Genomic DNA, 24967 nt, shown 5'->3' with positions numbered 1-24967 from the left:
CGGCCGTCAGGCCCAGTCGAGCAGCGGGTCTCCTGCGTGGACGGTCTCGCCGTCGGAGAGCAGCAGGGTGAGCGCCTCGGGGTCCGCCTGGAGCGCGACCACCGGGCAGATGGTCTGCAGCCCCGCGGCGGACACGTCGACCGGCGACCACGTCACGAGCCGGTCGCCGGCGCGGACCGTCTGGCCGCCGTCGACGTGCAGCGTGAAGCCCTGTCCGGCCAGGCCGACGGTGTCGATGCCGAGGTGCACGAGGATGGTCCGTCCCTCGCTCAGCTCGAGAGCGAACGCGTGCGGGTGCAGGGCGCCGATCACGCCGTCCGCGGGCGCCAGCACGGTCTGGGTCTGCACGTGCTGCGGCTCGATGGCCACGCCGGGGCCGACCATGCCCTCCGCGAACACCGGGTCGGGCACCGCCGAGACCGGCCTGACGACGCCGCTCAGCGGGCTGAGCAGCCGCAGGGTGGTCATCCGTCGCGCCCGTGACCGAGGCGGCCGGTCAGCGCAGGCTGTCGAGCTCGGCGGCGAGGTTGTCGGCCTCGGGACCGACGATCACCTGGACGATGCGGCCGGACCGCACCACGCCGAACGCGCCGCTGGCCTTCAGCGCCGCCTCGTCGACCAGATGGGCATCGCTCACCTCGACGCGGAGCCGGGTGATGCACGGCTCGAGGTCGACGACGTTCCCGTCGCCGCCCAGCGCTGCGAGGATCTGCTCTGCCTTGCTCAATGGAACTCCCCAGCTCGACCGGCGCCGATCTGCGCCAAGGGCCAGCGTAACCCTGGCACACCGACCTCAGCCTCGCAGCGCCGGACGTGCGTGCCGGGTGGCGTCCGCGGACACCGAAGGACCACACTGCCGTCAGGTCGACGAGGAGGTCCTGCCAGGTGAGCCAGCCATCCCCCACGGTCATCACCGGCATCGGGGTGAGCCCGGGACGCGTGGTCGCGCCCGCCGTGCTCATGCCCGACCCGATCGCGGAGCCGCCCTCCGGCCGACGGCTCCCACCTGGTACCGACTACCCCGCCGAGGCGAAGCGGATCGGGGCGGCGTCCGAGGTGGTCCGAGCCGCGCTCGACGCCGCCGCCGACCGCGCCCAGGGCGACAGCGCCGACCTCCTGCACGCCACGGCGGCGATCGCCGCGGACCCGACGCTCGTCGCCGACGCCGAGCAGCGGGTGGTCGACGACCGGCTGGTCCCGGAGCGCGCCGTCTGGGAGGCCGCCGAGGCGGTCGCCGCGCAGTTCGAGGCGCTCGGCGGCTACTTCGCGGAGCGCGTGCGCGACATCGCGGACGTCCGCGACCGGCTCGTCGCGGAGCTCATCGGCCGTCCTGCGCCGGGCGTGCCCGCACACGAGGCACCCTTCGTCCTGGTGGCTGCGGACCTGGCGCCGGCCATCGTCGCGACGCTCGACACCGACCGCGTGCTCGCCATCGTCACCGGCACCGGCGGCCCCACCTCGCACACGGCGATCCTGGCGCGCTCCCGCGGCATCCCCGCCGTCGTCGCGGCCCGTGGTGTCGAGGCGGCCGTGGTGGCCGAGGGCCTCGTGCTCGTCGACGGCGCGGCGGGGACGGTGACCGTCGACCCCACGGACGAGCAGGTGGCGGCGGCGCTGGCCCTCGCCGCGCAGGTCCGCACGTTCGACGGGCACGGGCACACCGCCGACGGCCACCACGTCGAGCTGCTGGCGAACGTGGGCGACCCGTCCGACGCGGCACCGGCCGCCGCCGCGGGGGCCGAGGGCGTGGGTCTCTTCCGGACCGAGTTCGGGTTCCTCGACCGCGACGAGGCCCCGAGCATCGACGAGCAGGTCACGGCCTACCGCCGCGTGCTGGCCGCGTTCCCCGGGCGCAAGGTCGTCGTCCGGACGCTCGACGCCGGCGCCGACAAGCCCCTGCCGTTCCTGGCCGGCGACCCGGAGGTCAACCCCGCGCTGGGTGTCCGTGGCCTGCGGACCGCGGTGCGTCACCCCGAGGTGCTCCAGGACCAGCTGGCGGCGATCGCCCGGGCCGCCGCCGCCGAGACCGCCGAGGTCTGGGTGATGGCCCCGATGGTGTCCACCGTCGACGAGGCCCAGCAGTTCGTCGCCGCGTGCGCGGCCCACGGGCTGCCGGTCGCCGGCGTGATGATCGAGGTGCCGAGCGCCGCACTGCTGGCCGGGCCGATCCTCGCGCACGCCGCGTTCGCCAGCATCGGCACCAACGACCTCACGCAGTACGCGATGGCCGCGGACCGGCTGCTCGGCGCCGTCGCGGAGCTCTCGGACCCGTGGCAGCCGGCCGTGCTGCACCTCGTGGCGGCGGCCTGCCAGGGAGGCGCGCAGCAGGGCCGGCCCGTGGGCGTCTGCGGCGAGGCCGCGGCCAACCCCGCGCTCGCGGTCGTGCTGGTCGGACTCGGGGTCGCGTCCCTGTCGATGACCCCGCGCGCCCTGCCCGACGTCGCGGCACTGCTGGCGGTGACGCCGCTCGACGAGTGCCGCCGCCTCGCCCAGCTGGCCCTCGCCACGTCCAGCGCCGCGGATGCCCGGGCCGTCGTGCGCGCGGGCCTGCCGGTCCTCGAGGAGCTCGACCTCTGACGCGTGTGAGGATTGCCGCGTGAGATCCGACTCCTTCTACGCGGCGATCGGCGGGCACGAGACGTTCGTGCGGCTGGTCGACGAGTTCTACCGCGGCGTCGCCGACGACCCGGTGCTGCGCCCCATGTACCCCGAGCAGGACCTCGGCCCGGCCGCCGAGCGGCTGACCCTGTTCCTCGAGCAGTACTGGGGCGGGCCGACCACCTACTCCGACGAGCGCGGGCACCCGCGGCTGCGGATGCGGCACGCGCCGTTCAAGGTCAACCCCGACGCGCGCGACCGCTGGCTCCTGCACATGCGGGCCGCCGTCGACAGCCTGGACCTGGCGCCCATCCACCACGCCGAGCTCTGGGACTACCTCGAGCGGGCCGCGCACTCGATGCTCAACACGTTCGACGACTGAGTCCTCTGCGACCGACATCACGCCCCGCGGACACCTTTCGGGTGCCGCCCCTCGTGAGACGCTGCCGTCCATGACGATCGAGCCCGACCCGACCGCCCCCGTGCTCGACATCCTGCGGCTGGAGGAGCACCCGGGAACGCCGGACCAGTTCACCGGGCGCAGCCTGCCGCAGCCGAGCGGGCGCGTGTTCGGTGGTCAGGTGCTCGCGCAGGCGCTCCTCGCCGCCGGCCGGACGATCACGGACGGCCGGCTCCCGCACTCGCTGCACGGCTACTTCCTGCGGGCCGGCGACGTTCGCGAGCCCATCACGTTCGCGGTCGAGCGTCTGCGCGACGGCCGCTCGTTCAGTGCCCGCCGGACGCACGCGCTGCAGGGCGGCGAGGCGATCCTGTCCATGATCACGTCGTTCCAGGAGCAGCAGCCCGGGCTCGACTACGCCGACACGGTGCCGGCCGGGATCCCCGGCCCCGACGAGGTGCCGTCCGCGCTGGACGTGCTCGGCGGCATCGACCACCCGGTGGCCAAGTTCTGGACGCAGGAGGCCGCATTCGACGTCCGGCACGTCGACGGCTCGATCTACCTGGGCCCGCCCAAGGAGGCGACCGGTCAGCAGGCCGTGTGGTTCCGGTCGCGCGGGCCCGTCCCCGACGACCAGCTGCTGCACCGCGCGCTCCTGGCCTACGCGTGCGACCAGGTGATGCTCGAGCCGATCCTGCGCCGGGCGGGCCGCTCGTGGGTCACCCGCGGGCTGTCGATCGCCTCGCTGGACCACGCCATGTGGTGGCACCGGGACGTCCGCGTGGACGACTGGCTCCTGTACGTGCAGTCCACGCCGAGCGCGCAGGGCGGCCGAGGGCTCGGGGCCGCACGGGTGTTCACGCAGGACGGGACGCTCGTCGCGTCGGTGGCCCAGGAGGGCATGGTCCGCTTCCCGGACTGACCGCTCCCCGCGCGGACCGAGCGCAGCCGGGTGACACTGCCCGGATGGTCCGCCTGCGCCGCGTCCGCCTCGACTCCCCCGGCTGGTCGCGACGTCGCGCCGGTCGGGGGTTCGTCTACCTCGACCTCGACAAGGTCCGGATCGTCGACGAGGAGCACCTCGAGCGGATCACCACGCTGGCCATCCCGCCCGCGTGGCGCGAGGTGTGGATCAGCCCGTGGCCCAACGGGCACATCCAGGCGGCGGGGCTCGACGACGCCGAGCGCCGGCAGTACCTCTACCACCAGCAGTGGACCGTCCGACGGGGACGGCTCAAGCACGACCACGTGCTCGACGTCGCCCGCCGCCTGCCCGCCGCGCGCCGACGTGTCCGCGCGGACCTGGCGCTCGAGGGCATGCCGCGCCAGAAGGTGCTCGCGCTGGCGTTCCGGCTGCTCGACCTGGCCTACCTGCGGGTGGGCGGCGAGGGCTACGCGCTCCAGCACGGCTCCTACGGGTTGGCGACCCTGCTGCGGTCGCACGTCCGGGTCCTGGCACCCGAGAGCGAGGGCGACCCCGGCCGCGTGCACCTGAACTTCCCCGCCAAGTCGGGCCAGGTCCGGGACACGGTGGTCGAGGACGACGACGTCGCCACCCTGGTGCGGACGTTGACCCGGCGGCGCGACGACGGCGAGGAGCTGCTCGCGTGGCAGGACGACGCCGGCTGGCACGACGTCACGAGCGCGGACGTCGGCGCCTACGTCAAGCAGCAGCTGGGCGACGACGCCACCCCCAAGGACTTCCGGACGTGGCACGCCACGGTGCTGGCCGCCCGGGGGCTGGCCGACGCCGGGGCCCCTCCGCGGGCGGAGCGTGCGCGTCGTCGTGTCGTCACGGACGTCGTGCGGGCGGTCGCCGAGGAGCTCGGGAACACGCCCGCCGTGTGCCGGGCGTCCTACATCGACCCGCGGGTCATCGACCTCTGGGAGCGTGGCACGACGATCCGTCCGACCCGGTCGCAGGCCGTCGCCGAGCGGGAGACGCTCGCGTTGCTGAGCGAGCGCTGAGGATCCGGCGCGACCGGGTGCGGGTCCGCGCCAGGCACCGCAGACTTCCCAGATGGCCACTGCCCCGGACGACCTCCTGCCCGCCCCGGTCGCGGAGACCCTCGAGGGCCTCGTGCCCGGGCTCGGCCCCGACGGGCGTCCGCGCGCCGACGCCCCTCTGGTCGCCGTCACCGGCGTCACCGGGTACGTCGGCGGTCGGCTGGTCCCCGAGCTGCTCGCCGCCGGCTACCGCGTGCGGGCGATCGCCCGGCACCCGGACCGGCTGCGCGGACGCCCCTGGTACGGCGACGTCGAGGTCGCGGCAGCCGACGCCGCCGACCCTGAGCAGATCCGCGCGGCGCTCGAGGGCACGCAGATCGCGTACTACCTGATCCACTCGCTCGGCTCCGGGCGCAGCTTCGAGTCGACCGACCGGCACACCGCCCTCGTCTTCGGGCAGGCGGCGCGCGAGGCGGGCGTCGAGCGGATCGTCTACCTGGGCGGCCTCTACCCCGAGGGCGAGGACCTCTCCCCGCACCTCGCGTCCCGCACCGAGGTCGGCGAGATCCTGCTGGCCAGCGGCGTCCCGACGACGGTGCTGCGCGCCGCGGTCATCCTCGGCTCCGGCTCCGCGTCGTTCGAGATGATGCGCTACCTCACCGAGCGCCTGCCGGCGATGACCGTGCCGCGCTGGGTGGAGAACCGCATCCAGCCCATCGCCATCCGGGACGTGCTGCGGTACCTGGTCGGCTCCGCCGCGATGCCCGCCGAGGTCAGCCGCGGGTTCGACATCGGCGGCCCGGACGTCCTGACCTACCGCGACATGATGCAGCGCTACGCCGCCGCCTCGGGGCTGCACCGACGGGTCATCGTCGGCGTCCCCGTGCTGACCCCGAAGCTGTCCAGCCTCTGGGTGTCGCTGGTGACCCCGGTGCCGGGCGGCCTCGCGCGTCCGCTGGTCGAGTCGCTGGTGCACGAGGTGGTCTGCGACGAGCACGACATCGCCGAGCACGTGCCCGACCCGCCCGGTGGCCTGATCGGCTTCGACCGCGCGGTGCGGCTGGCCCTGCAGCGCGTGCAGGACGCGGCCGTGACCACGCGCTGGTCGTCGGCCTCCGTGCCCGGAGCGCCCAGCGACCCGCTGCCGAGCGACCCCGACTGGGCGGGCGGCTCGCTGTTCGTCGACGAGCGCCAGGTCACCGTCGACGCCTCCCCCGCGGCGCTGTGGCGGGTGCTCGAGGCCGTCGGCGGCGAGCGCGGCTGGTACTCCTGGGGGCTGGCGTGGCGCGTCCGCGGGCTGGCCGACCGGCTCGTGGGCGGTCCCGGCCTGCGCCGCGGACGTCGGGACCCGCTGCAGCTGCTGGTGGACGACGCGGTCGACTTCTGGCGGGTGGAGGCCATCGAGGAGGGCAGCCTGCTGCGGCTGCGCGCCGAGATGCGCGTCCCAGGGCTGGCCTGGCTGGAGCTGCGCGTCGAGCCGACGGGCACGTCCGACGCTGCCCCCTCCGTCTTCTCCCAGCGCGCGCTGTTCCACCCGAAGGGTCTGCTCGGGCAGCTCTACTGGTGGTCCGTGTACCCGTTCCACGGGATCGTCTTCGGCGGGATGCAGCGGAACATCGCCCGTGCGGCGGAGACCGCCGAGCGTGCCCGCACGGACCGACGCGTCAGCGCCGCCGGCGGATCGTGACCGGCTCCTCCACGTAGGCGGACCAGGCCGCGCGCTGCTCGGGTCCGATGCGCCGGGGAGCTCCGGTCGCCGCGTCGACCAGCACCAACGTGGTCACGGCGCGCGCGTAGGTGACGCGCTCGGGACCCACGTCACCCGCGTCGCGCACCTCGTAGCAGACGTCCAGGCTGGCCCCGCCCAGGTGGCCCAGCCACATCTCGACGATCACCGGGGTCCGGCGGTAGCCCAGCGGCTTGAGGTACTCGATCTCCTGGCGCGCCACCAGCGTGGACAGCTCGGCGCCCGGACCGGCGTCGAGCACCGCCGTCGGCCAGGCGCTCTCCACCCGGCTGCCGTCGGGCGCCACCGGGTGGCTCCAGAACGCCTCGATCCGCGCCTCCTCCAGCAGCCGCAGCATCTCGACGTTGTTCACGTGCTGGTAGGCGTCCATGTCCGACCAGCGCAGCTGCACGGGGACCTCGAGGCGAGTCATGCGCTCGATCCTAGGAGCGGTCAGGCCGCGGCCTTCGACGCCGCCGCGCGGCAGCGCGCCAACGCGTCCATCTCGGCGGCGACCGGTCCGATGACGTGGTCGTTGACCGCAGCCGCCACGGACGCACCCAGGCGCCGGCGCGCCGTCGCGGCACGGCTGCGCCCGGCGACCACCCCGACCAGCCAGCCGAGCCCCGCGACGAGCAGTCCCCCGGCGACCCCGCCGAGCAGCAGGAGCGTGGGCGCGGGCACCCCCCACCACATCGGCGTCTCGGGCGCGGGCAGCTGCAGCCACGCCATGGCGGCCAGCGTGACGAGCCAGGCCAGCCCCGCCACCGCGACCGCCAGCAGCACCCACTGCAGGAACGCGAGCAGCCGCCACGTCCACGGCACGCGGACGGCGCCGACGGGAACCCGCACGACGGTCCGGTCGAGCACGTCGTCGAGATCCACGTCGGCCGCGCGCGACCGCGCGGCGAGGACCCAGTGGTCGGGCGCCCCGGCCGTCGCGGCGTCCACGTAGGTGCGCACCGCGCTGAGCGCCGCGGCCCGCTCGCCCGCCGCCGGCGCCGGCCGTGACGAGCGCAGCAGGTCGTCGGCCCCCGCCTGGAGCCGGTCGCGCCCCAGGCCGAGGCGCCGCAGCGGGTCCGGGCGCAGCTGCGCGACCCACCGCGTCACCGGCCACCCGGTCGCAGCGCGCGCCGACCGCTTGGTGGAGCGCCGCACGGCGTCCGCCACCTCGCCGACCCCCGCCGCGGACTCCCACGCGCGCACGAGCGACGCCGCCGCACCGACCTCCCGGCGCACGTTCGGCGGGCGGCCGCACGCCTCGACCAGGGCGCGCGCCGCCAGGCGCACGTCCCCGGTCACCCGCTCGGTCGCCGCCAGCCGGCGCTGCGCCGCGCGCGCGAGCAGGTCCCGCAGCTCCCCGACGCCCGCGCCGGTCGACGCGCTCACAGCCAGCACCGGCGACGCGCCCAGACCGTCCTCGGCGGCCAACCGCTGCAGGTCCGCCAGCATCGCCCGCTGCTCCGCGGGGCCCAGCCGGTCGGCCTGGTTGAGCACCAGGACGACGACTCCCGCGTGGTCCCGCAGCCCGCGCAGGTACCGGGCGTGCAGGGCGGCGTCGGCGTACTTCTGCGGGTCGACGACCCAGACCAGGAGGTCCACGCGCCCGTAGAGGCGCTCGGCGATCGCGCGGTGCTCGGTGACCACCGAGTCGTGGTCGGGCAGGTCCAGGAGCACCAGGCCGGTCGCCGACTCCAGGGCGCGGCTCGCCGCGACGTGCCGCTGGCGCACGTCGAGCCAGTCGAGGAGCTCGTCGGCGCCCTCGTCCGTGTCGCCGCCCTTGGCGGGGACGATCACCGCGACCGGCTGCCCGGTGGTGGGCCGACGGACGCCCGGTTCCGCGATGCGCGCACCGGCGAGGGCGTTGAGCAGCGAGGACTTCCCCGAGCCGGTGGCGCCGGCGAGCGCGACCACCGTGTACTCACCCGACAGCGCCGCACGGTCCCGCGCCTTCGCGACGACGGCCGCGGGCGCCTCGAGGGCGGCGTCGGGCAGCCGCCCGCGTGCAAGACCGACGGCCTCGTCGAGCGCCGCGACGCGCCCCGTCAGGCTCCCCGCCGACGCGCTCACCCGTCGCCCCGGAACCAGCGGCTCCACCACCGGGGGCGCTCCGGCTCCTCGCGGTCGGGCACAGCCACCGAGCGGGCGACGGCCCCTGTCCCGCGCAGGTGCCCGCTGCCACCGGCCGGGAGCTCGCCGGCCCCCCACGCGGTCGCCGCGGTCCGTGCCGCCATCGCCGAGCTCACCGCCGCCGCAGACGCCCGCAGGTCGTCCCCGTCGCGTCCTCGCGCACCCGTGGCGTCCAGCTGGCGCGTGAACCGGGACGACTCCTCCTCCAGCAGCGCGTCCGTGCGCGCGGCCAGGCGGCTGTGCGCCTCCTGCGTGAGCCGACGCACGGCGTCGTCGCCGAAGACCGCCTCCAGCAGGCGCTGCGCGAGCAGGGCCGACCCGCCGACGATGCCGACCTCCGCGCCTGTGAGCCCGCCGGTCGACGCGAAGACCGCGACCATGAGCACCGCGCCGAGGCCGTTGACCCCGTAGGACAGTGCACGCGCGGTCGTCCGCTTGTCCGCACCCTCCGTCTCGACGAGGGACAGCACGTCGCCCTGCCACGCGCGGACCTGCTCCGCCGTGCGCGTCCGCAGGTCGCTCGACGCCCGCGAGAGGGCCAGCCCGTCGAGCAGCGCGAGGCCCGCCGGGTCGTGCCGCCAGGCGGAGTGGGCGGTCTCGGCGGCGTCCTCGGCCGCGTCCTGGATGACGGCCGACAACCCGTGCGCCACGGCCTCGACGAGAGCCGGCTCGGCCGGTCGACGCCCACGCACGAACCCCACCACGCGGTCGCGCAGCCGGGACACCCCCTGCTCGAGGGAGCGGAACCACTCGCTGGTGCCGACCACGTCCTGCCACCGGGCCAGCACCTCACCGCGCAGCAGCGTCCCGTCGGAGGTCGCGTGCGCGACCTGGGCCGACGCCGACGCGTAGGCCGCCGTCACCGCCGAGCGCAGGCGCACGTCCGCCTCCCGCTGCTCGTCGGCCGCCGCGGCCAGGTCGAGCGCCCGGCGGGACACGTCGGCGACCGCCCCGTCCCAGGTCTCGGCGAGCGCGGCCGCGCGGACGGCCGGGTCCGTGGCGGTCCGGGTGAGGAAGTCGGCGATCGGCCCCACGGCGTGCTCGGGCAGCAGCCCGTCCTCGAGCGCGACCTCGGGCACCACGATCACCGTGGCCGCCGACAGCCCGGCATCCGCGAGCATCTGCTGCAGATGCTCGCCCACCGCCGTCTCGGCACCGACGTCCACCCGGTCCAGCACCAGCGCGAGGTGCGTGCCCCGCTGGGCGGCGTCGGCGAGCAGCTCCCAGGGGACGGCGTCCGCGTAGCGCGCTGCGGTCGTGACGAACAGCCAGACGTCGGCGGCACCCAGCAGCTGGGCGGCGAGGATCCGGTTGCCCTCCTCGACCGAGTCCACGTCGGGCGCGTCGAGCAGGGCCAGCCCCACCGGCACCGCCTCGGAGGCCACCAGACGCAGTCCTGGACGCGCACCCGCGAGCCCCTGCTCGCCGGCCGCGTCCGCGCGGGACAGCGACGGGAGCACCCGGTCCGAGCTGAACCAGCGCACGTCCAGGGGGTGGTGCACGAGCACCGGCCAGCGGGTGGTGGGCCGCAGCACGCCCGACGGACTGACCTCGGCGCCGACCAGCGAGTTCACCACCGTGGACTTGCCCGCACCCGTCGAGCCGCCGACGACGACCAGCACCGGTGCGCCCGGATCGCGCAGCCGCGGAAGCAGGTAGTCGTCGAGCTGGTCCAGGACACGGGTGCGGTCGGCACGGGCGCTCGGGGCCGACGCGGTCTCGAGCGGGAGCCGGACGTCGGCGACGCGGCTGCGCAGCGTGAGCAGGGCGCCGACGAGCTCGTCGTGCTCCATCGCCACACCGCCTCCCAGGTCATGCCGAGCGTATAGGCGCAGGTCCGAGAAGGTGCGGTGAGCGCGACGAGGCCGCCCGTCACGTGGACGGGCGGCCTCGTCGGACGTCAGTCGCGGCGCAGCTTGCGGTACGTCACGCGGTGCGGGCGGGCGGCGTCGGCGCCGAGCCGCTCCACCTTGTTCTCCTCGTAGGAGGCGAAGTTGCCCTCGAACCAGTACCAGTTGCCCGGCTCGTCCTCCGTGCCCTCGTAGGCCAGGATGTGCGTCGCCACCCGGTCGAGGAACCACCGGTCGTGCGAGACCACGACGGCGCAGCCGGGGAACTCGAGCAGGGCGTTCTCCAGCGAGCCGAGGGTCTCGACGTCCAGGTCGTTGGTGGGCTCGTCGAGCAGGAGCAGGTTCCCGCCCTGCTTGAGCGTGAGCGCGAGGTTGAGGCGGTTGCGCTCACCACCCGACAGCACGCCCGCGGGCTTCTGCTGGTCGGGGCCCTTGAAGCCGAACGCAGCCACGTAGGCGCGCGACGGCATCTCGACGTTGCCGACCTTGAGGAAGTCGAGCCCGTCCGAGACCACCTCGAACAGGGTCTTCTTGGGGTCGATCCCGCCACGCGACTGGTCGACGTAGGAGATGGACACCGTCTCGCCGACCTTGAGCTCGCCCTTGTCCAGCGGCTCGAGCCCGACGATCGTCTTGAACAGGGTGGTCTTGCCGACGCCGTTCGGGCCGATGACGCCGACGATGCCGTTGCGCGGCAGCGTGAAGCTCAGGTCGTCGATGAGCACGCGCCCGTCGAAGCCCTTGCCCAGGTTCTTGGCCTCGAGCACGATCGAGCCGAGTCGCGGACCCGGCGGGATCTGGATCTCCTCGAAGTCGAGCTTCCTGGTGCGGTCCGCCTCGGCGGCCATCTCCTCGTAGCGCGCCAGGCGCGACTTGGACTTGGTCTGCCGGCCCTTGGCGTTGGACCGCACCCACTCCAGCTCGTCCTTGAGGCGCTTCGCCAGCTTGAGGTCCTTCTTGCCCTGGATGGCGAGGCGCTCGCCCTTCTTCTCCAGGTAGGTCGAGTAGTTGCCCTCGTACGGGTACAGCCGGCCGCGGTCGACCTCACAGATCCACTCCGCGACGTGGTCGAGGAAGTACCGGTCGTGGGTGACAGCGAGGATGGCGCCGGGGTAGTCCTTGAGGTGGGCCTCCAGCCAGAGCACGCTCTCCGCGTCGAGGTGGTTGGTGGGCTCGTCGAGGAGCAGCAGGTCCGGCTTCTCCAGGAGCAGCTTGCACAGGGCGACCCGGCGGCGCTCACCACCGGACAGCACGGTGACGTCGGCGTCCGGCGGCGGGCAGCGCAGCGCGTCCATCGCCTGGTCCAGCTGGGCGTCGAGGTCCCAGGCGTCGGCGGCGTCGATCGCCTCCTGCAGCTGGCCCATCTCGGCCAGCAGGGCGTCGAAGTCGGCGTCCGGCTCGGACATCAGCTCGGAGATCTCGTTGTACCGGTCGAGCTTGCCCTTGATCTCGGCGACGCCCTCCTCGACGTTGCCGAGCACCGTCTTGGCCTCGTTCAGCGGCGGCTCCTGCTGCAGGATCCCCACCGTGTAGCCGGGGCTCAGGCGCGCCTCGCCGTTCGACGGCTGGTCCAGGCCGGCCATGATCTTGAGGATCGTCGACTTCCCGGCGCCGTTGGGTCCGACGACGCCGATCTTGGCGCCCGGCAGGAAGTTCAGGGTGACGTCGTCGAGGATGACCTTGTCACCGTGCGCCTTGCGCGTCTTGTACATGCTGTAGATGAACTCAGCCACTGGCTCTTCGTCCGCCTCAATGCTCGTGGGGTCGCCCCGGCTCTCGCGGGTGTCTCGGGGCACTGCTGACCAGCATCCCGGCGGCGGGTCGACCGCGCGGCACGGTGTGCGCGCGGTCCGACCAGCCACGTCGTCGGGTGCCGGTGCCCCAGCCTAGGCGATCACCTGGCGCCGGCCAGTGCGAGCCCCCGCTCCTCGTCCTGCGCGGGTGCCTGACCAGCACCCTCGTCCTCCGGCAGCTCCTCCAGCCCGGAGACGTCCGCGGGTGCCGCGTCGGACGCGTCGTCGGAGGCGGCCGCCGGGCTGACCGTCCGCGCGAAGTGGCTGCTGCCGAACGCCAGGTTCGGGCCGAGCGCGCTCGCGTCCAGCACGAGCGACGTGCGCGGGCCGTCCGCGCCCACCCACTCCTCGGTCGACAGCTGCCCCTGCACGATGACGGGGTCGCCCTTGCGCAGCGACCGCGCCGCGTTCAGCGCCGTGGTGCGCCACACCTTCACGTTGAACCACTCGGTCTGCGCGTCCTTCCAGACGCCTGCCTGCTTGTCGAACCAGCGGCGCGTGCTGCCCAGCCGGAACGTGGTGAACGGGACGCCGCCGTCCGACTCGTGGTGGATCCGCACCTCGGTGCCGATCCACCCGACGACGGTCAGGTCCAGGGACTGCGAGCTCATGGGATTCCTCCGGTGCCGTGCGCCCCGGCGGGTGCGGGGCTCGTGCGACCAGGGTCGGCCGCGGGCGCGCCGCAGGGGCGGAGCAGCGGACGAACCGTGGAGAGGGCATCCGAGCGGCGGGGCTGTGGGCGGGTCAGCCCGTGGCGCCGGCGATGAGCTCGCGGACCGTCCGGTGCTCGGACAGCACGGTCTCGGTCGGGACGGCCAGCCGCGCGCGGGCCACGTTCTCCAAGGCTGCACGCCCGTCCTGCAGCACCCGAGCCGACCGTCTCCGTGCTGCCGCCCGGCGTGCGGCACCGGCCCCGACGGCTGCGACGACGCAGGCGACGACGAGGACGACCGCCACCACGGCGGCCCAGGCACTCGGTTCTCCGGCGCCGATGAGTGACCCGACCGCGATCGACCCGACGAGCACGGCCGCTCCACCGAGCAGCACGGCGGCGACCGTCAGGCCCAGCGCCAGGGATGACCGCCGCGACGAGAGGGTGAGCTGCGTGAGCGCGTCCGTCACGGCGAGCCGCATCTCGGTGGTCGACGCGACCCGCGAGGCGACGTCCTGACCCCACCGCCGGGGCAGCCCAGGCGTGACGGCGTCGAGCCACGACGACCGGGCGAGGCCGACGGCGTCCTCCTGCACCGCGCCGAACCCCGGGGTGGTCGACGCCCGACCGCGCACGGCGGAACCGACACCCGATGCCACTGCCGGCAGGCCGATCGCGGCGGACAGCCGGTCCACGACGTCCGTGACCGACAACGCGGCCGGGGCGGGCTCGCGTGCGGCGACCTCCGCGGCCAGCAGCGCGGCGGCGTCGTTGAGCTCGGCGCTCGCGCGGCGGGCAGCCAGCGACCGTGACCCGACCACCGTGGCCAGGAGCTCGCGCAGGACGTTCACGCCCTCGCCGGTGCGCGCCGAGGCCTCACGGACCGGCACCCCCGTGAGCCCGTCGTCGACGAGCAGGTGCTCGACGTCCGCGACCAGCTCGGGCCGCACGTCCGGCGGCACCGTGTCCACCTGGTTGAGCACCACCACCATCGACGACTCGTGCCCGACCAGCCGGCGCAGGTAGCCGCTGTGCAGGGCGTCGTCCGCGTACTTCTGGGGGTCGACCACCCAGGCCAGCAGGTCGGCCTGGGGCAGCAGCCGGTCGACGACCTCGCGGTGCTCCGGGGCGATCGAGTCGTGGTCGGGCAGGTCGAGCAGGACCAGGCCGCGCAGCGGTGCCTCGCTCTCGCCGTCGAGCAGGCTCTCGCGCTCGATCCGGCGGTCCGGCACGACGCCGAGCCAGTCCAGCAGCGGTCCGCCCTCGTCGCCCCACACGCATGCCGTGATCTCCGAGGTGGTCGGCCGGCGCACGCCGACGTCGGCGAAGTCCAGCCCGCAGATCGCGTTGAACAGGCTCGACTTGCCCGAGCCCGTCCCTCCGACCAGCGCGACGACCGTGTGGTCCACGCCGAGCTCGAGCCGTTCCCGCACGCTGTCCACCGTCGCGACCACCCGGGCCACCACGGACGGCGCCAGACGCGCGCCGCCGACCGCCAGCGCACGGTCGAGCGCGTCGACGCGGGCCGTCAGCGCAGCCGTGTCGTCGCCGAGCCGCGGCCCGTCGGTCGTCGTGCTCACGTCAGTCCCTTCAGCACGGCGAGCCGCAGCCGCAGCCGCGATGCCGCGTCCTCGGCGAGGTCCGGGTCTGCCAGGACCTCGCCCACGGCCGCGCGTTCGACCGCCGCCTGCCCCGCCACCCGGGCGACCAGGTCGTCGCGCAGCTCGGTGACGGCACGCTCCCCCGCCACGTCGATGAGGTCGACCAGCAGGTCCCGCGCCTCGACGACTCCGGCGGCTGCGGCGAGCGCCACGGCGGCCAGCCCCTCGTCGCCCAGCGCGTTCTCCGCCTTGCGACGCCGACGGACCTCGCGCGCGACGTCGCGACGCGCCCGGGAGGTGCCTTCGGGCGTCGACTCCGCCGGCCCCTGCGTCAGCGCCGCCCGCACCACGCGGGGGCCCTGGGCGATCCAGGCGCGCGCCGCCTGCTCGGCAGCGTTCCGCCGCCCGGTCCGCAGCGTGGCCGAGGTCCACGCGGCATCCACGGACACGCCACCCTCCGGCCCGTCGGGTCCGGTGAGCGCGGCCCGCAGGACCTCCTCCGTCTGCGCGCCCGCGGCGGTCAGCGTGGCGGCCGCGGACCGCGTCAGGTCCTCGATCAGCGGCGCGATGGCGGTCGCCCGTGCGCGACCCTCCCGCGCCGACCCGCGGATGCGACCCGACGGGCGCACGACCCGCCCGAGAGGGCCGGCGTCGGACGCGAGCTCCGCCCACCGGGCACGCACCGCGCCGTCCGCGACCGCACCCCCCCGGATGGACGCGGACCCCTGCGCGGTCGGCCCCACGACCGCCTCGTCGAGGACCGCCGCGATCGCGCTCGCCGCGTCGGCCTGCGCCTGCACGGCCTCCGCCAGCTCGTCGACCCACGGACGCAGCGCGGCGAGCGAGCCTCGCAGCGTTCGGCCGATGACGGTGCGTGCGCGGTCGGGCCCGGCGAGCATCGCCAGCCAGCGGCGGATCGGGGCGACGACCGTGGCGGGCAGCAGTCCCTCGTGCGGGCCGAGGTCGGGCACGACGAACAGGGGTGAGCCCTGCAGCCCGTGCCCGCGGAGGCGGTCGAGCAGGTCCCCGCGCACGGTCGGCAGGGAGGCCGGCGGGACCCGGTTCAGCACCATGGCGATGGAGGCCCCCCGGTCGACGGCCCCCTGCAGCACCCGCCAGGGCAGCGCGTCGCCGTAGCGCGCGGCGGTGGTGACGAAGAGCCACAGGTCGGCCGCCTCCAGCAGGCGGTGCGCCGACTCGCGGTTGGACTCCAGCACCGAGTCGAGGTCCGGCGCGTCGAGCAGGGCGATGCCTCTCGGCACGTTCTCGTCCGCGACCACGGTCACCGACTCCAGGACGGGGTGGTGCGAGAGGAGCTCGGCGTCGAGCGGGTTGTGCACAAGGACCGGCCGCCGGGTCGTGGGCCGCAGCACCCCCGCGGTGCTCACCTCGGTCCCGACCAGCGAGTTCACCAGCGTCGACTTGCCGGCGCCGGTCGATCCGGAGACCACCACCACGGCAGGCGCGGACAGCTCCGTGAGGCGCGGCACCAGGTGCTCGCCCAGCTGGTCCACGAGCCGCGCCCGGGACGCTCGCGCAGACGCGATGCCGTCGATCTCGAGCGGGAAGCCGGTGCGCTCCACGTCGCGGCGCAGGTCCCGCACGGCGTCCAGCAGGGAGGTCGCCGCGAGCGGTCGCGCGAGGACGTCGCGGGGGTCGGAGGCGGCGTGACGTGCGTGTGGAGCCAGCGGCTGCGCGGTCGGCACAGGCTGCACTGGCGCGGTGCCGGGCTGTGCGCTCACGCGCCCATTGTCGCGGTGCGATCTGACCTGGCAAAACGCGCCACGCGGGTCGGTTGCGAGCGGTTCGTCCGGGAACGGAGGATCCGGCGCCGCGCCGTTAGGCTGTGGGCGCACGTCCGGCCCCCGTAGCTCAACGGATAGAGCAACGGCCTTCTAATCCGTCGGTTGCAGGTTCGAGTCCTGCCGGGGGCGCCCATCCACCGCGGTCGAGCCGCCCCTCGCCCGGGCCGCACCGACCGCCACCGCGACCACGGCGAGGCCCAGCGGGACCAACAGGTGCCACCCCGCGAGCGCAGCCAGCCCGGCGGCGAGGACGCACGCGCAGACGGCCGCCCACCACCCCGCGGACCCCCGGTCGAGCAGCCGGACGGCTGCGGCCGTGCCCGTGGCGTAGATGGCGACCATGCAGCTGGTGTGCACGAGCACGAACGGCTCCAGGTCCCCGCCCGTCGCCACGGTGATGACGAAGTACACGGTGACCAGCGCGGCGACCACGAGCAGCGCCCGGCGCGGCACCCCGCCCGGCTGCGCCCCGCGCGCCACCCAGCGCGGCAGGTCACCGTCCCGGCCGAGCGACGCCCCCAGCTTGGCGAAGGCGCCGAGGTAGGTCCCGAGCACCCCGAGCGTGACGATCGCCGCGACGACGGCCACCGCCACCCGGCCCGCACCCGCGAGCCGCACGTCGACGAGGTCCATCAGCGGCACCTGCGACGACGACGCCTCGTCGCCGAGCACCGTGACGGTCACGTACTGCAGGGCCAGGTACGCGACGCCGACCACGACCAGCGCGATCGCGGTCGCCCGCGGGATGGTCCGCCGCGGGTCCCGGAACTCCCCCGCCAGGTGCGTGACCGCCTCCCACCCGGCGAACGCCCAGACGAAGAGGCTCACGGCGGCCCCCACACCGGCCCAGCCGTGCGGCGCGAACGGCACGAGCGTCGAGGGGTCGGAGGCCGGCAAGGACACGACGACCACCCCGACGACGAGCACCACGAGCGCGCCGGTCAGCGCGAGCAGGACCGGTCCGGCGAGGCGCAGACCGACCGCGTTGGTGACCAGCGGCGGGACCAGGAACGCCACGCCGACGAGGTACACCTGCGTCTGGGTGCCGCCGAGCATCGCGACCACGTACTGCGCGCCGAGGAGCGCCACCACGGGCGCCCCGGCGCAGACGCCGAAGAAGAACCAGTACCCGGTCATCCGCGCGGCGGTGGCACCCAGAGCGAGGCGCACGTAGGTCGCCACGCCGCCGGAGTCGGGGTGCCGGGTGGCCAGGGCGGCGAACGTCATGGCCAGCGGAACGCTCGCGACGAGCACCGCCGCGACCGCCACCAACGAGGCCGGACCGGCCGCGCGCGCGGCGAGGCTGGGCAGGAGCAGGATCCCGGTGCCGAGCACCGAGGCGATGTAGAGCGCGCTCCCGAGGGCCAGCCCGATCCGCGGCTGCTCGCCCACGACCACCGACGGGGCAGCGATCGCGGGAGTGGGCACCCCTGCAGCCTCCCCCGGCCCACCCACACGATCCATCCGGCAGACGGGCTCCGTCCGTCGAGATCCCGCCACCGGAAACAGGACGAAAGGGGCCGAAAAATCATGTGACGGCGGTATCAGGCGCGTGGTCGAGTACTCCTACACCACCGATAGCCAGGGCATCCCGCCCGGGCACAGCCATGCCTCAGGAGCACACCGTGAACCCGACCATCTCCCTCGAGCTCGCGCGCCAGGACCACTCCCAGCGCCTCGCTCAGTCCCACCAGGCACGCGTCCGCGCAGCCGCGCGGCACGTCAGACAGCCGGCCGAGAGCATCGGTCGACCTCCGGATCCGCGGCGCGCGACGACCCGCTCGACGACCCTCGTCGACGCCGTCAGCGCGCACTGACCCACACCGCAGCGGGCGCGGGCCGATCCCCACCAGGGGTTCCGGTCCGCGCCCGCCGTCATGCGTGCCACCATGTCGCCATGCCGCCGTCCGACTGCCCGCACCCGCGGCACCCCGGGCGTCGCTGATGGGCCGGCACGCCACCCCGGACGCCGCGCAGGAGCTGCCCCCGCGGAGGCGGCTCGCCCGGCTCGTCGTCCTCTGGCTCGAGCGCGTCGGGCTCGGCGTGGCCGCAGGCGGCGGCACGCTCGTCGTGCTGCGCTGGGCGGGCACCTCGTGGACCGCCAGCCTCTGGATCGCGGGGGCCGTCGCCGTGATCGTCCCGATCGCCGCGTGGCTGGCCTCGACGGTTCCCGGCCACGACCACGCCGGGTAGCACCTCAGGCGGGCGGCGGGCCCGTGTGCAGACGGTCGACGATCGTCACCAGGCCCACCACCCCCACCGCGAGCGCCACCGCCGCGACCACGTCGGTGAGGAAGTGGTAGCCGAGGTAGAGCCGGCTGAGCGCCACGAGCGTCGTCCCGACCAGCGTCGCCAGCCCCCACGCGACGAGCCGCGGCGCCGTCGGCCTCCGGCTGCAGACGAGGTAGGTGGCCACCAGCAGGAGCGTCGCGGTGCCGATCGTGTGCCCGGACGGGAACGACGCCGTCGTCTCCGCACCCGGCACGAACATCGTGTCCGCGGGCGGCCTCTCACGTCCCACCAGGCCCTTGACCGAGAGGCTGATCAGCGTCGACGCGACCATCGCCCCCGCCAGCAGCGCAGGACGCCACCACGCCCGCCGCACGAGAGCCCAGACGCCGCACGCCACCGCGACGAGGATCGGGAGCACGGTGGGACCCGAGACGAACGTGATCGCCGCGAGCACCCCCGTCCACCCGGGGGTGCGGTGCGCCACCAGGTACTCCAGCACGGGCTGGTCCAGGCTCGACAGGTCGTCCTTCTCGCGGACCGTGTCGAGCACGCCGAAGAACACCGCGAGCCCGCCGACGACGAGCACGATGCCCGGCAGCCATGCCCAGAGCGCGGGCCGCGACCACAGTGCAGCGAGAGTCGGGAGGCGGGGCGGCGTGCGTGCGACGTCGTCGGTCATCGGTCGACGCTAACCGCGGCACGCCCGGCGCACGAACGCAGGACGCGCGGACGCCCCCTAGGCTGACCTGCGTGACCAGCACGCCGACGCCCCCGCCCGCCACGACCGGACAGGAGAGCGGCGACCGCATCGTCTGGATCGACTGCGAGATGACCGGCCTCGACCTCGGCGCGGACGCCCTCGTGGAGGTCGCCGCGGTCGTCACCGACTCGGAGCTGCGCGTGCTCGGCGAGGGCGTCGACGTGATCATCTCCCCGCCGCCCGAGGCGCTCGAGCAGATGAACGACTTCGTCCGCACCATGCACACCACCTCGGGCCTGCTCGAGGGGCTCGCTGGCGGCACCACGATCGAGGACGCGCAGGCCAAGGTGCTCGAGTACGTCCGCACCTGGGTGCCGGACCCGGGCAAGGCCCCGCTGGCGGGCAACTCCGTGGGCACCGACAAGGCGTTCCTGGACCGCGACATGACCGAGCTCGTCGGGCACCTGCACTACCGGGTGATCGACGTGTCCTCGATCAAGGAGCTCGCCCGCCGCTGGTACCCGCGCGTGTACTTCGCCTCGCCGCGCAAGAACGGCGGCCACCGGGCGCTCGCGGACATCCTCGAGAGCATCGACGAGCTGCGGTACTACCGCGCGGCCCTGCTCCCGGCCCAGCCCGGCCCCGACTCGGCGGCCGCCAAGAAGATCGCCGCCGAGGTCGTCGCGACGTCGGTCAAGGGCGCCCTGCTGTCGGAGGGCTGACGCCCCCGGGAACGGCGACGGGCGCCGACCAGATGGTCGACGCCCGACGCGATGGGGTGGCTAACGGGACTTGAACCCGCGACCCCCTGGACCACAACCAGGTGCTCTACCACCTGAGCTATAGCCACCACGATCCCCCGACGCGTACGCCGGGGCGTCGAGAAGTGTACCCGAGGCTGGGAGCACTTCTGGAACCGGCAGACAGTGGCCTCGGCCACTGCCCGCCGACGTCAGAGCCGCGCGGCGATCGCGTCGGCGAACCGCCCGGCGGAACCCTCCGAGAGCGCGAAGAACAGGGACGGCTCGGTGAGCTCGACCTCGAGCACCACGGGGTGGCCCTCGTCGTCCTGGATCAGGTCCACGCGGGCGTAGAGCAGCGGTCCGTCGGCACCCGGGGCGATCCCCGGCAGCGCGGCCACGACGCGCTCCGCGAGCTCGCGCTCCGCGTCGCTGGCGTCCCGCGAGGTGAGGGTCTCGTCCCGGTACAGCACCTGCTCCTCGCGGAACGGGCCGGCGAGCAGCGCGCCCTTGCGGACCGAGTGGCTGAACTGACCCTCGATGAAGACCAGCGCTGTCTCACCGACCGTGTCGACCTTGCGCAAGTACCGCTGGATCATCACGCGCCGGCCCACGCTCAGCAGGTTCTTGGCGTGCGTGATGGCGAGCGAGCGCTGCTGCGTGACCCCGGCGTCGTACCGGCCGGTGTCCCGCGAGCCGGCGCTGACGGTCGGCTTGATGACGAAGTCGCCGAACGCCGGGAACCGCGTGTGGATGGCGCGGGAGTCGAGGTTGCGCTCGGGGTCCAGCCAGATCGTCGGGACGATCGGCAGGCCGGCCTTCTCCAGGTCGCGCAGGTAGGTCTTGTCGATGTTCCACCCGACGACCGACGCGGGGTTGAGCAGCGTGCTGGTGCGCTCCACCTTGCGCGTCCAGTCGGCGAACTGCGCCGGGCGGTCGGTGTAGTCCCACGTGGAGCGGATGACGACATGGGGGTAGGTGCCCCAGTCGACGGTCGGGTCGTCCCAGACCACGACGTCCGTGGCGACACCGCGCTCGAGCAGCGCGTCGCGCAGGGCGTGGTCGTCGGCGTCGAGCTCCGGGAGCTCGGCGCAGGTCGCGAGGGCCAGGCGTGCGGTGGGGGTGGTCACCTGCGCAGCGTACCGACGGCCGCGTCCGCGTCCGCTGTGGCGTCCGTCTCCTCTGCCCGCTCCGTGAGCCGGTCGAGGGCACGCACGACCGTGGCGGCGGTGGCGCTGCCGACGACCCGACCCTGCTCGTCCTGCACCGCCAGGGGCCCGTCCGCGCCGACGAGCGCGTCGAGCACGTCGCCCAGCTCCGCCCCGACGGCCAGCGCCGGACCGGTCCCGCCGTCCTGCACGGAAGGGTCGAGGTCAGCGCGCTCCAGGCGGCCCAGCGCGAGCAGACGAGCGGTGCGGCCGCGCCCGACGAGGTCCGCCACGGCCGGGGTGGCGGGTCGGGCGACGATGTCGAGCGGCGACGCGAGCTGCTCGATGTGCGCGCCGGTGCTCAGCACCGCCACGCGGTCGGCCATGCGGACCGCCTCGTCGATGTCGTGCGTGACCAGCATCACGGTGATGCCCAGGGTGCGCTGGATCCGGGCGAACTCGTTCTGCAGCCGGCGTCGGCCCACGGGGTCCACCGCGCCGAACGGCTCGTCCATGAGGAGCACCGGGGGGTCCGTGGCCAGCGCGCGGGCGACCCCGACGCGCTGACGCTCGCCACCGGAGAGCTCGTGCGGGAAGCGGCGGGCGTACCGGTCGGGGTCCAGGCCCACCAGGTCGAGCAGCTCGTCGACGCGCGCGGCCGTCCTCTTGCGGTCCCAGCCGACGAGGCCCGGCACGGTGGCGACGTTCTGCGCGACCGTGCGGTGCGGGAAGAGCCCGACGTTCTGGATCACGTAGCCCATCCGCCGGCGCAGGCCCACGGGGTCGACCGTGGTCACGTCCTCGCCCTCGAGCATGATCCGCCCCGACGTCGGCTCCACCAGACGGTTGGCCATGCGCAGGGTGGTGGACTTGCCGCAGCCCGAAGGGCCGACCAGGACCAGCACCTCGTGCGGCCGCACCGCCAGCGACAGGTCGTCGACGGCCGCGCCGGACTCCCCGCGCCCGCGGTCGGACGCGTAGGACTTGCTCACGTGCTCGAAGGCGATCGCCGGGTCCTCTGCCACCCCCAGGACGCTAGTCGCCCGGTCCCACACCCGCAGGGTCAGACTGCGCATGTCACAGGCCCCCGGTACGTTCGCCGCATGCGTCTGGCCGAGGCTCCACCCAACCCGTGGTTCTCGTGGGAGTACGTCGAGCGCAACGCCGCGGACATCGGGCGCGCGCTCGAGCAGCACGCCTCGCTCACGTTGCAGGCCGTCGTCATCGCGTTCGTGCTCGCCCTGCCGCTCGGCGCGCTGGCCCACCTGAGACCGCGGCTGGCCGGCCCGGTGCTCGGCGTCGCGGGCGTCCTCTACACGGTGCCGTCGCTGGCGCTCTTCGCCATCCTGGCGCCGTACACGGGCATCGGGCGCACCACGGTGCTCATCGGCCTGGTGTCCTACGCGCTGCTCGTGCTCACCCGCAACGTGCTGGTCGGGCTTCAGGGCGTCGATCCTGCGGTCCGGGACGCGGCGCGCGGGATGGGGTACGGCCGGTCGCGGCTGCTGTTCGCGGTCGAGCTGCCGCAGGCCCTGCCGAGCATCGTCGCCGGGCTCAGGCTGGCCACGGTCACCACGGTCGCGCTCGTCACCGTGGGTGTCGTCGTCGGCTACGGCGGGCTGGGGCAGCTGATGTTCCGCGGCTTCCGCAGCAACTACCACGCGGAGATCATGACGTCCACGGTGCTCTGCCTCCTGCTCGCGCTGGTGTGCGACCTGGTGATCGCGGGAGTCGGGCGCCGGATCACCCCGTGGGCGCGCGTCGAGAGGCCGGTGTGACGTGGACACCCTGACCGACGCGTTCGTCTGGCTGAACGACCCCCTGAACTGGGTCGGTCGCAACGGCGTGCTGGCGCTCACGCGCGACCACATCGTCGTGTCGGTGCTCGCGGTGCTCCTGGCCGCGGTGGTCGCCCTTCCCGTGGGCCTCTGGCTCGGGCACCGGGGCCGCGGCGCGACGGTCGGTGTCGTCGTCGCCAACACCACGCGGGCGCTGCCGACGCTCGCCCTGCTCACCCTGCTGGCGGCGAGCGGGCGGTTCGGCAACACGGCCACCGTCCTCGCGTGCGCCGTGTTCGCGGTCCCGCCCCTGCTCACCAACACGGTGACGGGGCTGGGGGAGGTCGACGCCGACGTCCGGGACGCCGCCCGGGGCGTCGGCATGTCCGGCGGACGCAGCCTGTGGGCTGTTGAGCTCCCGCTCGCCGTGCCGCTCATCGCCGCCGGCGTGCGCACCGCGGCGGTCCAGGTGCTCGCGACCGTCCCGCTCGCGGCGCTGGTGGGCGGACGCAGTCTCGGCACCATCGTCGTCACGGGCTTCGGCACCCAGGACTACGGGCAGGTGCTCGCGGGCGGCATCCTCGTCGCCGGGCTGTGCCTGCTCGCCGAGGGCCTGCTGGCGATCGCGCAGTACCTGCTCACTCCCCCGGGCCTGCGAGCGCTGGCCCGGGACACGTCCGACACGCCGTCCCGGCGCACACGCCGGGCACGCGTCACATCCCCAGGGCTTGCCGAGCCCGCGACCAGTGGATCGAATAGGTCGGGCACAACGTCCTGACCTCGTCGGCGGGACCTTCTGTCCGTCACCGGGACCCTTCCCGCCCCCTGCTGACTCCCCGAGGAGAGCACGATGCGAGCGAGACGCTCCACCACCCTGACCCTGATCGCCGTCGCCGCCCTGGCGCTCGGCGCCTGTGGCAGCCCTGGCTCGGGCGGAGGCGAAGCCGACCCGACAACTTCCGGCTCGTCCGGGCTCGCCACGTGCGACCCGATCGCCGGCGAGAAGCTCGTCGTCCTGGAGGACGACAAGGGCCTCCAGAACGCCGACAACATCATCCCGGCCGTCAACAAGGCCGCCGCCGCGGCGAACGCGTCGGTGATCGAGCTGCTCGACACCGTCTCGGCCGCCCTCGACACGGACAAGCTCATCGAGCTCAACAAGGCCGTCGACATCGACCGCCGCACGTCGAGCGAGGTCGCGGAGGAGTTCGTGGACACCGAGGGCCTCGCCGCGACGGAGGCGTCGGGTGCGGGTGCGTCGCTGGTGATCGGTGCGGCCAACTTCTCCGAGAGCGCGACGCTGGCGGAGATCTACGCGGCCGTCCTGCGCACCGCGGGCTACACGGTCGAGGTGCGCACCATCGGCAACCGCGAGACGTACCTGCCGGCGTTGACCGACGGCACGCTCACGGCAGTCCCGGAGTACGCGGCGACGCTCGCGGACTTCCTCAACGCGCAGCAGAACGGTGCCGACGCCGCGTCGGTGGCCTCCGCCGACGTCGACGAGACGGTGACCGCGCTGACCCCGCTCGCGGACGCCGCCGGCCTGACCGTGGGCGCCCCGTCCACCGCGCAGGACCAGAACGCGTTCGCGGTGACCAGCGAGTTCGCCACCGAGCACGACCTGACCACCCTGTCCGACCTCGCCGAGAACTGCGGCGGGCTGGTGCTGGCCGGTCCGGCCGAGTGCCCCGAGCGCCCGTTCTGCCAGCTGGGCCTCGAGGAGACGTACGGGATCGAGTTCGCGGACTTCAAGTCCTACGACTTCGGCCTGATCGGCCAGGCCGTGCGTCAGGGTGAGGCCGCCATCGGCCTCGTCCTCTCGAGCGACGGGTCGCTCGCCGCGGACAGCTGATCGCACGGACGA

The 24967-nt window shown here is 74.5% G+C and carries 24 protein-coding genes and 2 tRNA genes; 12 read left to right on the top strand and 14 right to left on the bottom strand.

From position 1 onward, the window contains the following. Nucleotides 1–6 precede the first annotated feature (6 nt). Nucleotides 7–468 carry a glucose PTS transporter subunit IIA gene (locus ASD18_RS13495; protein ID WP_056092752.1) on the bottom strand — a complete coding sequence of 154 codons (462 nt, stop codon included), beginning with the start codon at nt 466–468 and terminating at the stop codon, nt 7–9. Between the two features lie 28 nt (nt 469–496). Further along, complete coding sequence (locus ASD18_RS13490) at nt 497–727, bottom strand: glucose PTS transporter subunit EIIB (protein ID WP_056092748.1); 231 nt, start codon at nt 725–727, stop codon at nt 497–499. Nucleotides 728–885: 158 nt separating this feature from the next. Here ASD18_RS13490 and ptsP point away from each other — a divergent pair, with 158 nt between their 5' ends. The 5 genes from ptsP (at nt 886) to ASD18_RS13465 (ending at nt 6632) form a co-directional block, all read left to right on the top strand. Beyond that, complete coding sequence (gene ptsP, locus ASD18_RS13485; RefSeq protein ID WP_056092746.1) at nt 886–2577, top strand: phosphoenolpyruvate--protein phosphotransferase; 1692 nt, start codon at nt 886–888, stop codon at nt 2575–2577. A 19-nt stretch (nt 2578–2596) separates the two neighbouring features. Further along, entirely contained in the window at nt 2597–2980 is a 384-nt protein-coding gene (locus ASD18_RS13480) for a globin (RefSeq protein ID WP_056092743.1), read from the top strand. A gap of 70 nt (nt 2981–3050) precedes the next feature. Next, a complete protein-coding gene (locus tag ASD18_RS13475) occupies nt 3051–3920 on the top strand; it encodes an acyl-CoA thioesterase II (protein ID WP_056092740.1) in 870 nt (289 codons plus the stop codon). Between the two features lie 44 nt (nt 3921–3964). Next, nucleotides 3965–4966, top strand: coding sequence for a DNA topoisomerase IB (locus tag ASD18_RS13470; protein WP_056092736.1), 1002 nt, complete (start codon nt 3965–3967; stop codon nt 4964–4966). 52 nt (nt 4967–5018) lie between these two features. Continuing rightward, entirely contained in the window at nt 5019–6632 is a 1614-nt protein-coding gene (locus tag ASD18_RS13465) for an SDR family oxidoreductase (RefSeq protein WP_082574048.1), read from the top strand. Here ASD18_RS13465 and ASD18_RS13460 read toward each other — a convergent pair. From ASD18_RS13460 to ASD18_RS13430, 7 genes are all read right to left on the bottom strand, one after another. Continuing rightward, nucleotides 6610–7104 carry a thioesterase family protein gene (locus tag ASD18_RS13460; protein WP_056092733.1) on the bottom strand — a complete coding sequence of 165 codons (495 nt, stop codon included), beginning with the start codon at nt 7102–7104 and terminating at the stop codon, nt 6610–6612. The genes ASD18_RS13465 and ASD18_RS13460 overlap by 23 nt on opposite strands. Nucleotides 7105–7124: 20 nt before the next feature. Next, nucleotides 7125–8741 (bottom strand): GTPase, encoded by a 1617-nt coding sequence (locus ASD18_RS13455; protein ID WP_056093631.1) that lies wholly within the window; start codon nt 8739–8741, stop codon nt 7125–7127. Beyond that, nucleotides 8738–10594: a dynamin family protein gene (locus tag ASD18_RS13450; RefSeq protein WP_082574046.1), complete on the bottom strand. Its 1857-nt coding sequence runs from the start codon at nt 10592–10594 to the stop codon at nt 8738–8740. Before ASD18_RS13450 ends, ASD18_RS13455 begins: the two co-directional genes overlap by 4 nt. A 107-nt stretch (nt 10595–10701) precedes the next feature. After that, a complete protein-coding gene (ettA, locus tag ASD18_RS13445; RefSeq protein WP_056092731.1) occupies nt 10702–12384 on the bottom strand; it encodes an energy-dependent translational throttle protein EttA in 1683 nt (560 codons plus the stop codon). 161 nt (nt 12385–12545) lie between these two features. After that, nucleotides 12546–13055 (bottom strand): single-stranded DNA-binding protein, encoded by a 510-nt coding sequence (locus tag ASD18_RS13440; protein ID WP_056092728.1) that lies wholly within the window; start codon nt 13053–13055, stop codon nt 12546–12548. A 133-nt stretch (nt 13056–13188) separates the two neighbouring features. Next, on the bottom strand, nt 13189–14676 hold the full coding sequence (locus ASD18_RS13435; protein WP_056092724.1) for a GTPase: 1488 nt from the start codon (nt 14674–14676) through the stop codon (nt 13189–13191). Further along, complete coding sequence (locus ASD18_RS13430) at nt 14673–16439, bottom strand: GTPase domain-containing protein (protein WP_056092720.1); 1767 nt, start codon at nt 16437–16439, stop codon at nt 14673–14675. The genes ASD18_RS13435 and ASD18_RS13430 overlap by 4 nt, the downstream gene beginning before the upstream one ends. Nucleotides 16440–16558: 119 nt before the next feature. Between ASD18_RS13430 and ASD18_RS13425 the strand changes: the two genes are divergently transcribed. Continuing rightward, nucleotides 16559–16631 (top strand) — tRNA-Arg (locus ASD18_RS13425). Here the strand turns inward: ASD18_RS13425 and ASD18_RS20810 are convergent. Beyond that, nucleotides 16593–17966 carry an APC family permease gene (locus tag ASD18_RS20810; protein WP_082574092.1) on the bottom strand — a complete coding sequence of 458 codons (1374 nt, stop codon included), beginning with the start codon at nt 17964–17966 and terminating at the stop codon, nt 16593–16595. The genes ASD18_RS13425 and ASD18_RS20810 overlap by 39 nt on opposite strands. A 161-nt stretch (nt 17967–18127) precedes the next feature. Between ASD18_RS20810 and ASD18_RS13410 the strand changes: the two genes are divergently transcribed. Continuing rightward, nucleotides 18128–18319, top strand: coding sequence for a hypothetical protein (locus ASD18_RS13410; RefSeq protein ID WP_056092710.1), 192 nt, complete (start codon nt 18128–18130; stop codon nt 18317–18319). Between the two features lie 127 nt (nt 18320–18446). After that, entirely contained in the window at nt 18447–18695 is a 249-nt protein-coding gene (locus ASD18_RS13405) for a hypothetical protein (RefSeq protein WP_056092707.1), read from the top strand. Between the two features lie 4 nt (nt 18696–18699). Here the strand turns inward: ASD18_RS13405 and ASD18_RS13400 are convergent, their stop codons facing one another. After that, nucleotides 18700–19413: a phosphatase PAP2 family protein gene (locus ASD18_RS13400; RefSeq protein WP_056092704.1), complete on the bottom strand. Its 714-nt coding sequence runs from the start codon at nt 19411–19413 to the stop codon at nt 18700–18702. A 71-nt stretch (nt 19414–19484) separates the two neighbouring features. Between ASD18_RS13400 and orn the strand changes: the two genes are divergently transcribed. Continuing rightward, entirely contained in the window at nt 19485–20156 is a 672-nt protein-coding gene (gene orn, locus ASD18_RS13395) for an oligoribonuclease (protein WP_056092701.1), read from the top strand. Nucleotides 20157–20208: 52 nt separating this feature from the next. Here orn and ASD18_RS13390 read toward each other — a convergent pair. The 3 genes from ASD18_RS13390 to ASD18_RS13380 form a co-directional block, all read right to left on the bottom strand. After that, nucleotides 20209–20284: transfer RNA gene (locus ASD18_RS13390), tRNA-His, on the bottom strand. 102 nt (nt 20285–20386) lie between these two features. After that, a complete protein-coding gene (locus ASD18_RS13385) occupies nt 20387–21304 on the bottom strand; it encodes a RimK family alpha-L-glutamate ligase (RefSeq protein WP_056092698.1) in 918 nt (305 codons plus the stop codon). Continuing rightward, on the bottom strand, nt 21301–22398 hold the full coding sequence (locus ASD18_RS13380; RefSeq protein WP_082574044.1) for an ABC transporter ATP-binding protein: 1098 nt from the start codon (nt 22396–22398) through the stop codon (nt 21301–21303). Before ASD18_RS13380 ends, ASD18_RS13385 begins: the two co-directional genes overlap by 4 nt. 27 nt (nt 22399–22425) lie before the next feature. Here ASD18_RS13380 and ASD18_RS13375 point away from each other — a divergent pair, with 27 nt between their 5' ends. The 3 genes from ASD18_RS13375 (at nt 22426) to ASD18_RS13365 (ending at nt 24955) form a co-directional block, all read left to right on the top strand. Continuing rightward, nucleotides 22426–23100 (top strand): ABC transporter permease, encoded by a 675-nt coding sequence (locus ASD18_RS13375; protein WP_056092691.1) that lies wholly within the window; start codon nt 22426–22428, stop codon nt 23098–23100. Nucleotide 23101: 1 nt separating this feature from the next. Then, nucleotides 23102–23878: an ABC transporter permease gene (locus ASD18_RS13370; protein ID WP_056092687.1), complete on the top strand. Its 777-nt coding sequence runs from the start codon at nt 23102–23104 to the stop codon at nt 23876–23878. Between the two features lie 72 nt (nt 23879–23950). Continuing rightward, the gene (locus tag ASD18_RS13365) at nt 23951–24955 is read left to right on the top strand and encodes a glycine betaine ABC transporter substrate-binding protein (protein ID WP_056092683.1); all 1005 of its coding nucleotides are present in this window, start codon (nt 23951–23953) and stop codon (nt 24953–24955) included. Nucleotides 24956–24967 lie beyond the last annotated feature (12 nt).

This window comes from Cellulomonas sp. Root137 (assembly GCF_001426725.1).
In the GTDB taxonomy this organism is placed as follows: Bacteria; Actinomycetota; Actinomycetes; order Actinomycetales; family Cellulomonadaceae; genus Cellulomonas.
Note: the sequence above shows the minus strand (reverse complement) of the source record. Positions and strands in the feature narration are given on the sequence as shown.

Bases quoted from the DNA above. Each gene is read 5' to 3' on its own strand.
- ASD18_RS13495 (WP_056092752.1), bottom strand. From the start codon at position 468: ATGACCACCCTGCGGCTGCTCAGCCCGCTGAGCGGCGTCGTCAGGCCG.
- ASD18_RS13475 (WP_056092740.1), top strand. From the start codon at position 3,051: ATGACGATCGAGCCCGACCCGACCGCCCCCGTGCTCGACATCCTGCGG.
- ASD18_RS13470 (WP_056092736.1), top strand. From the start codon at position 3,965: ATGGTCCGCCTGCGCCGCGTCCGCCTCGACTCCCCCGGCTGGTCGCGA.
- ASD18_RS13465 (WP_082574048.1), top strand. From the start codon at position 5,019: ATGGCCACTGCCCCGGACGACCTCCTGCCCGCCCCGGTCGCGGAGACC.
- ASD18_RS13460 (WP_056092733.1), bottom strand. From the start codon at position 7,104: ATGACTCGCCTCGAGGTCCCCGTGCAGCTGCGCTGGTCGGACATGGAC.
- ASD18_RS13450 (WP_082574046.1), bottom strand. From the start codon at position 10,594: ATGGAGCACGACGAGCTCGTCGGCGCCCTGCTCACGCTGCGCAGCCGC.
- ASD18_RS13440 (WP_056092728.1), bottom strand. From the start codon at position 13,055: ATGAGCTCGCAGTCCCTGGACCTGACCGTCGTCGGGTGGATCGGCACC.
- ASD18_RS20810 (WP_082574092.1), bottom strand. From the start codon at position 17,966: ATGGATCGTGTGGGTGGGCCGGGGGAGGCTGCAGGGGTGCCCACTCCC.
- ASD18_RS13405 (WP_056092707.1), top strand. From the start codon at position 18,447: ATGGGCCGGCACGCCACCCCGGACGCCGCGCAGGAGCTGCCCCCGCGG.
- ASD18_RS13400 (WP_056092704.1), bottom strand. From the start codon at position 19,413: ATGACCGACGACGTCGCACGCACGCCGCCCCGCCTCCCGACTCTCGCT.
- ASD18_RS13380 (WP_082574044.1), bottom strand. From the start codon at position 22,398: ATGCGCAGTCTGACCCTGCGGGTGTGGGACCGGGCGACTAGCGTCCTG.
- ASD18_RS13375 (WP_056092691.1), top strand. From the start codon at position 22,426: ATGCGTCTGGCCGAGGCTCCACCCAACCCGTGGTTCTCGTGGGAGTAC.
- ASD18_RS13365 (WP_056092683.1), top strand. From the start codon at position 23,951: ATGCGAGCGAGACGCTCCACCACCCTGACCCTGATCGCCGTCGCCGCC.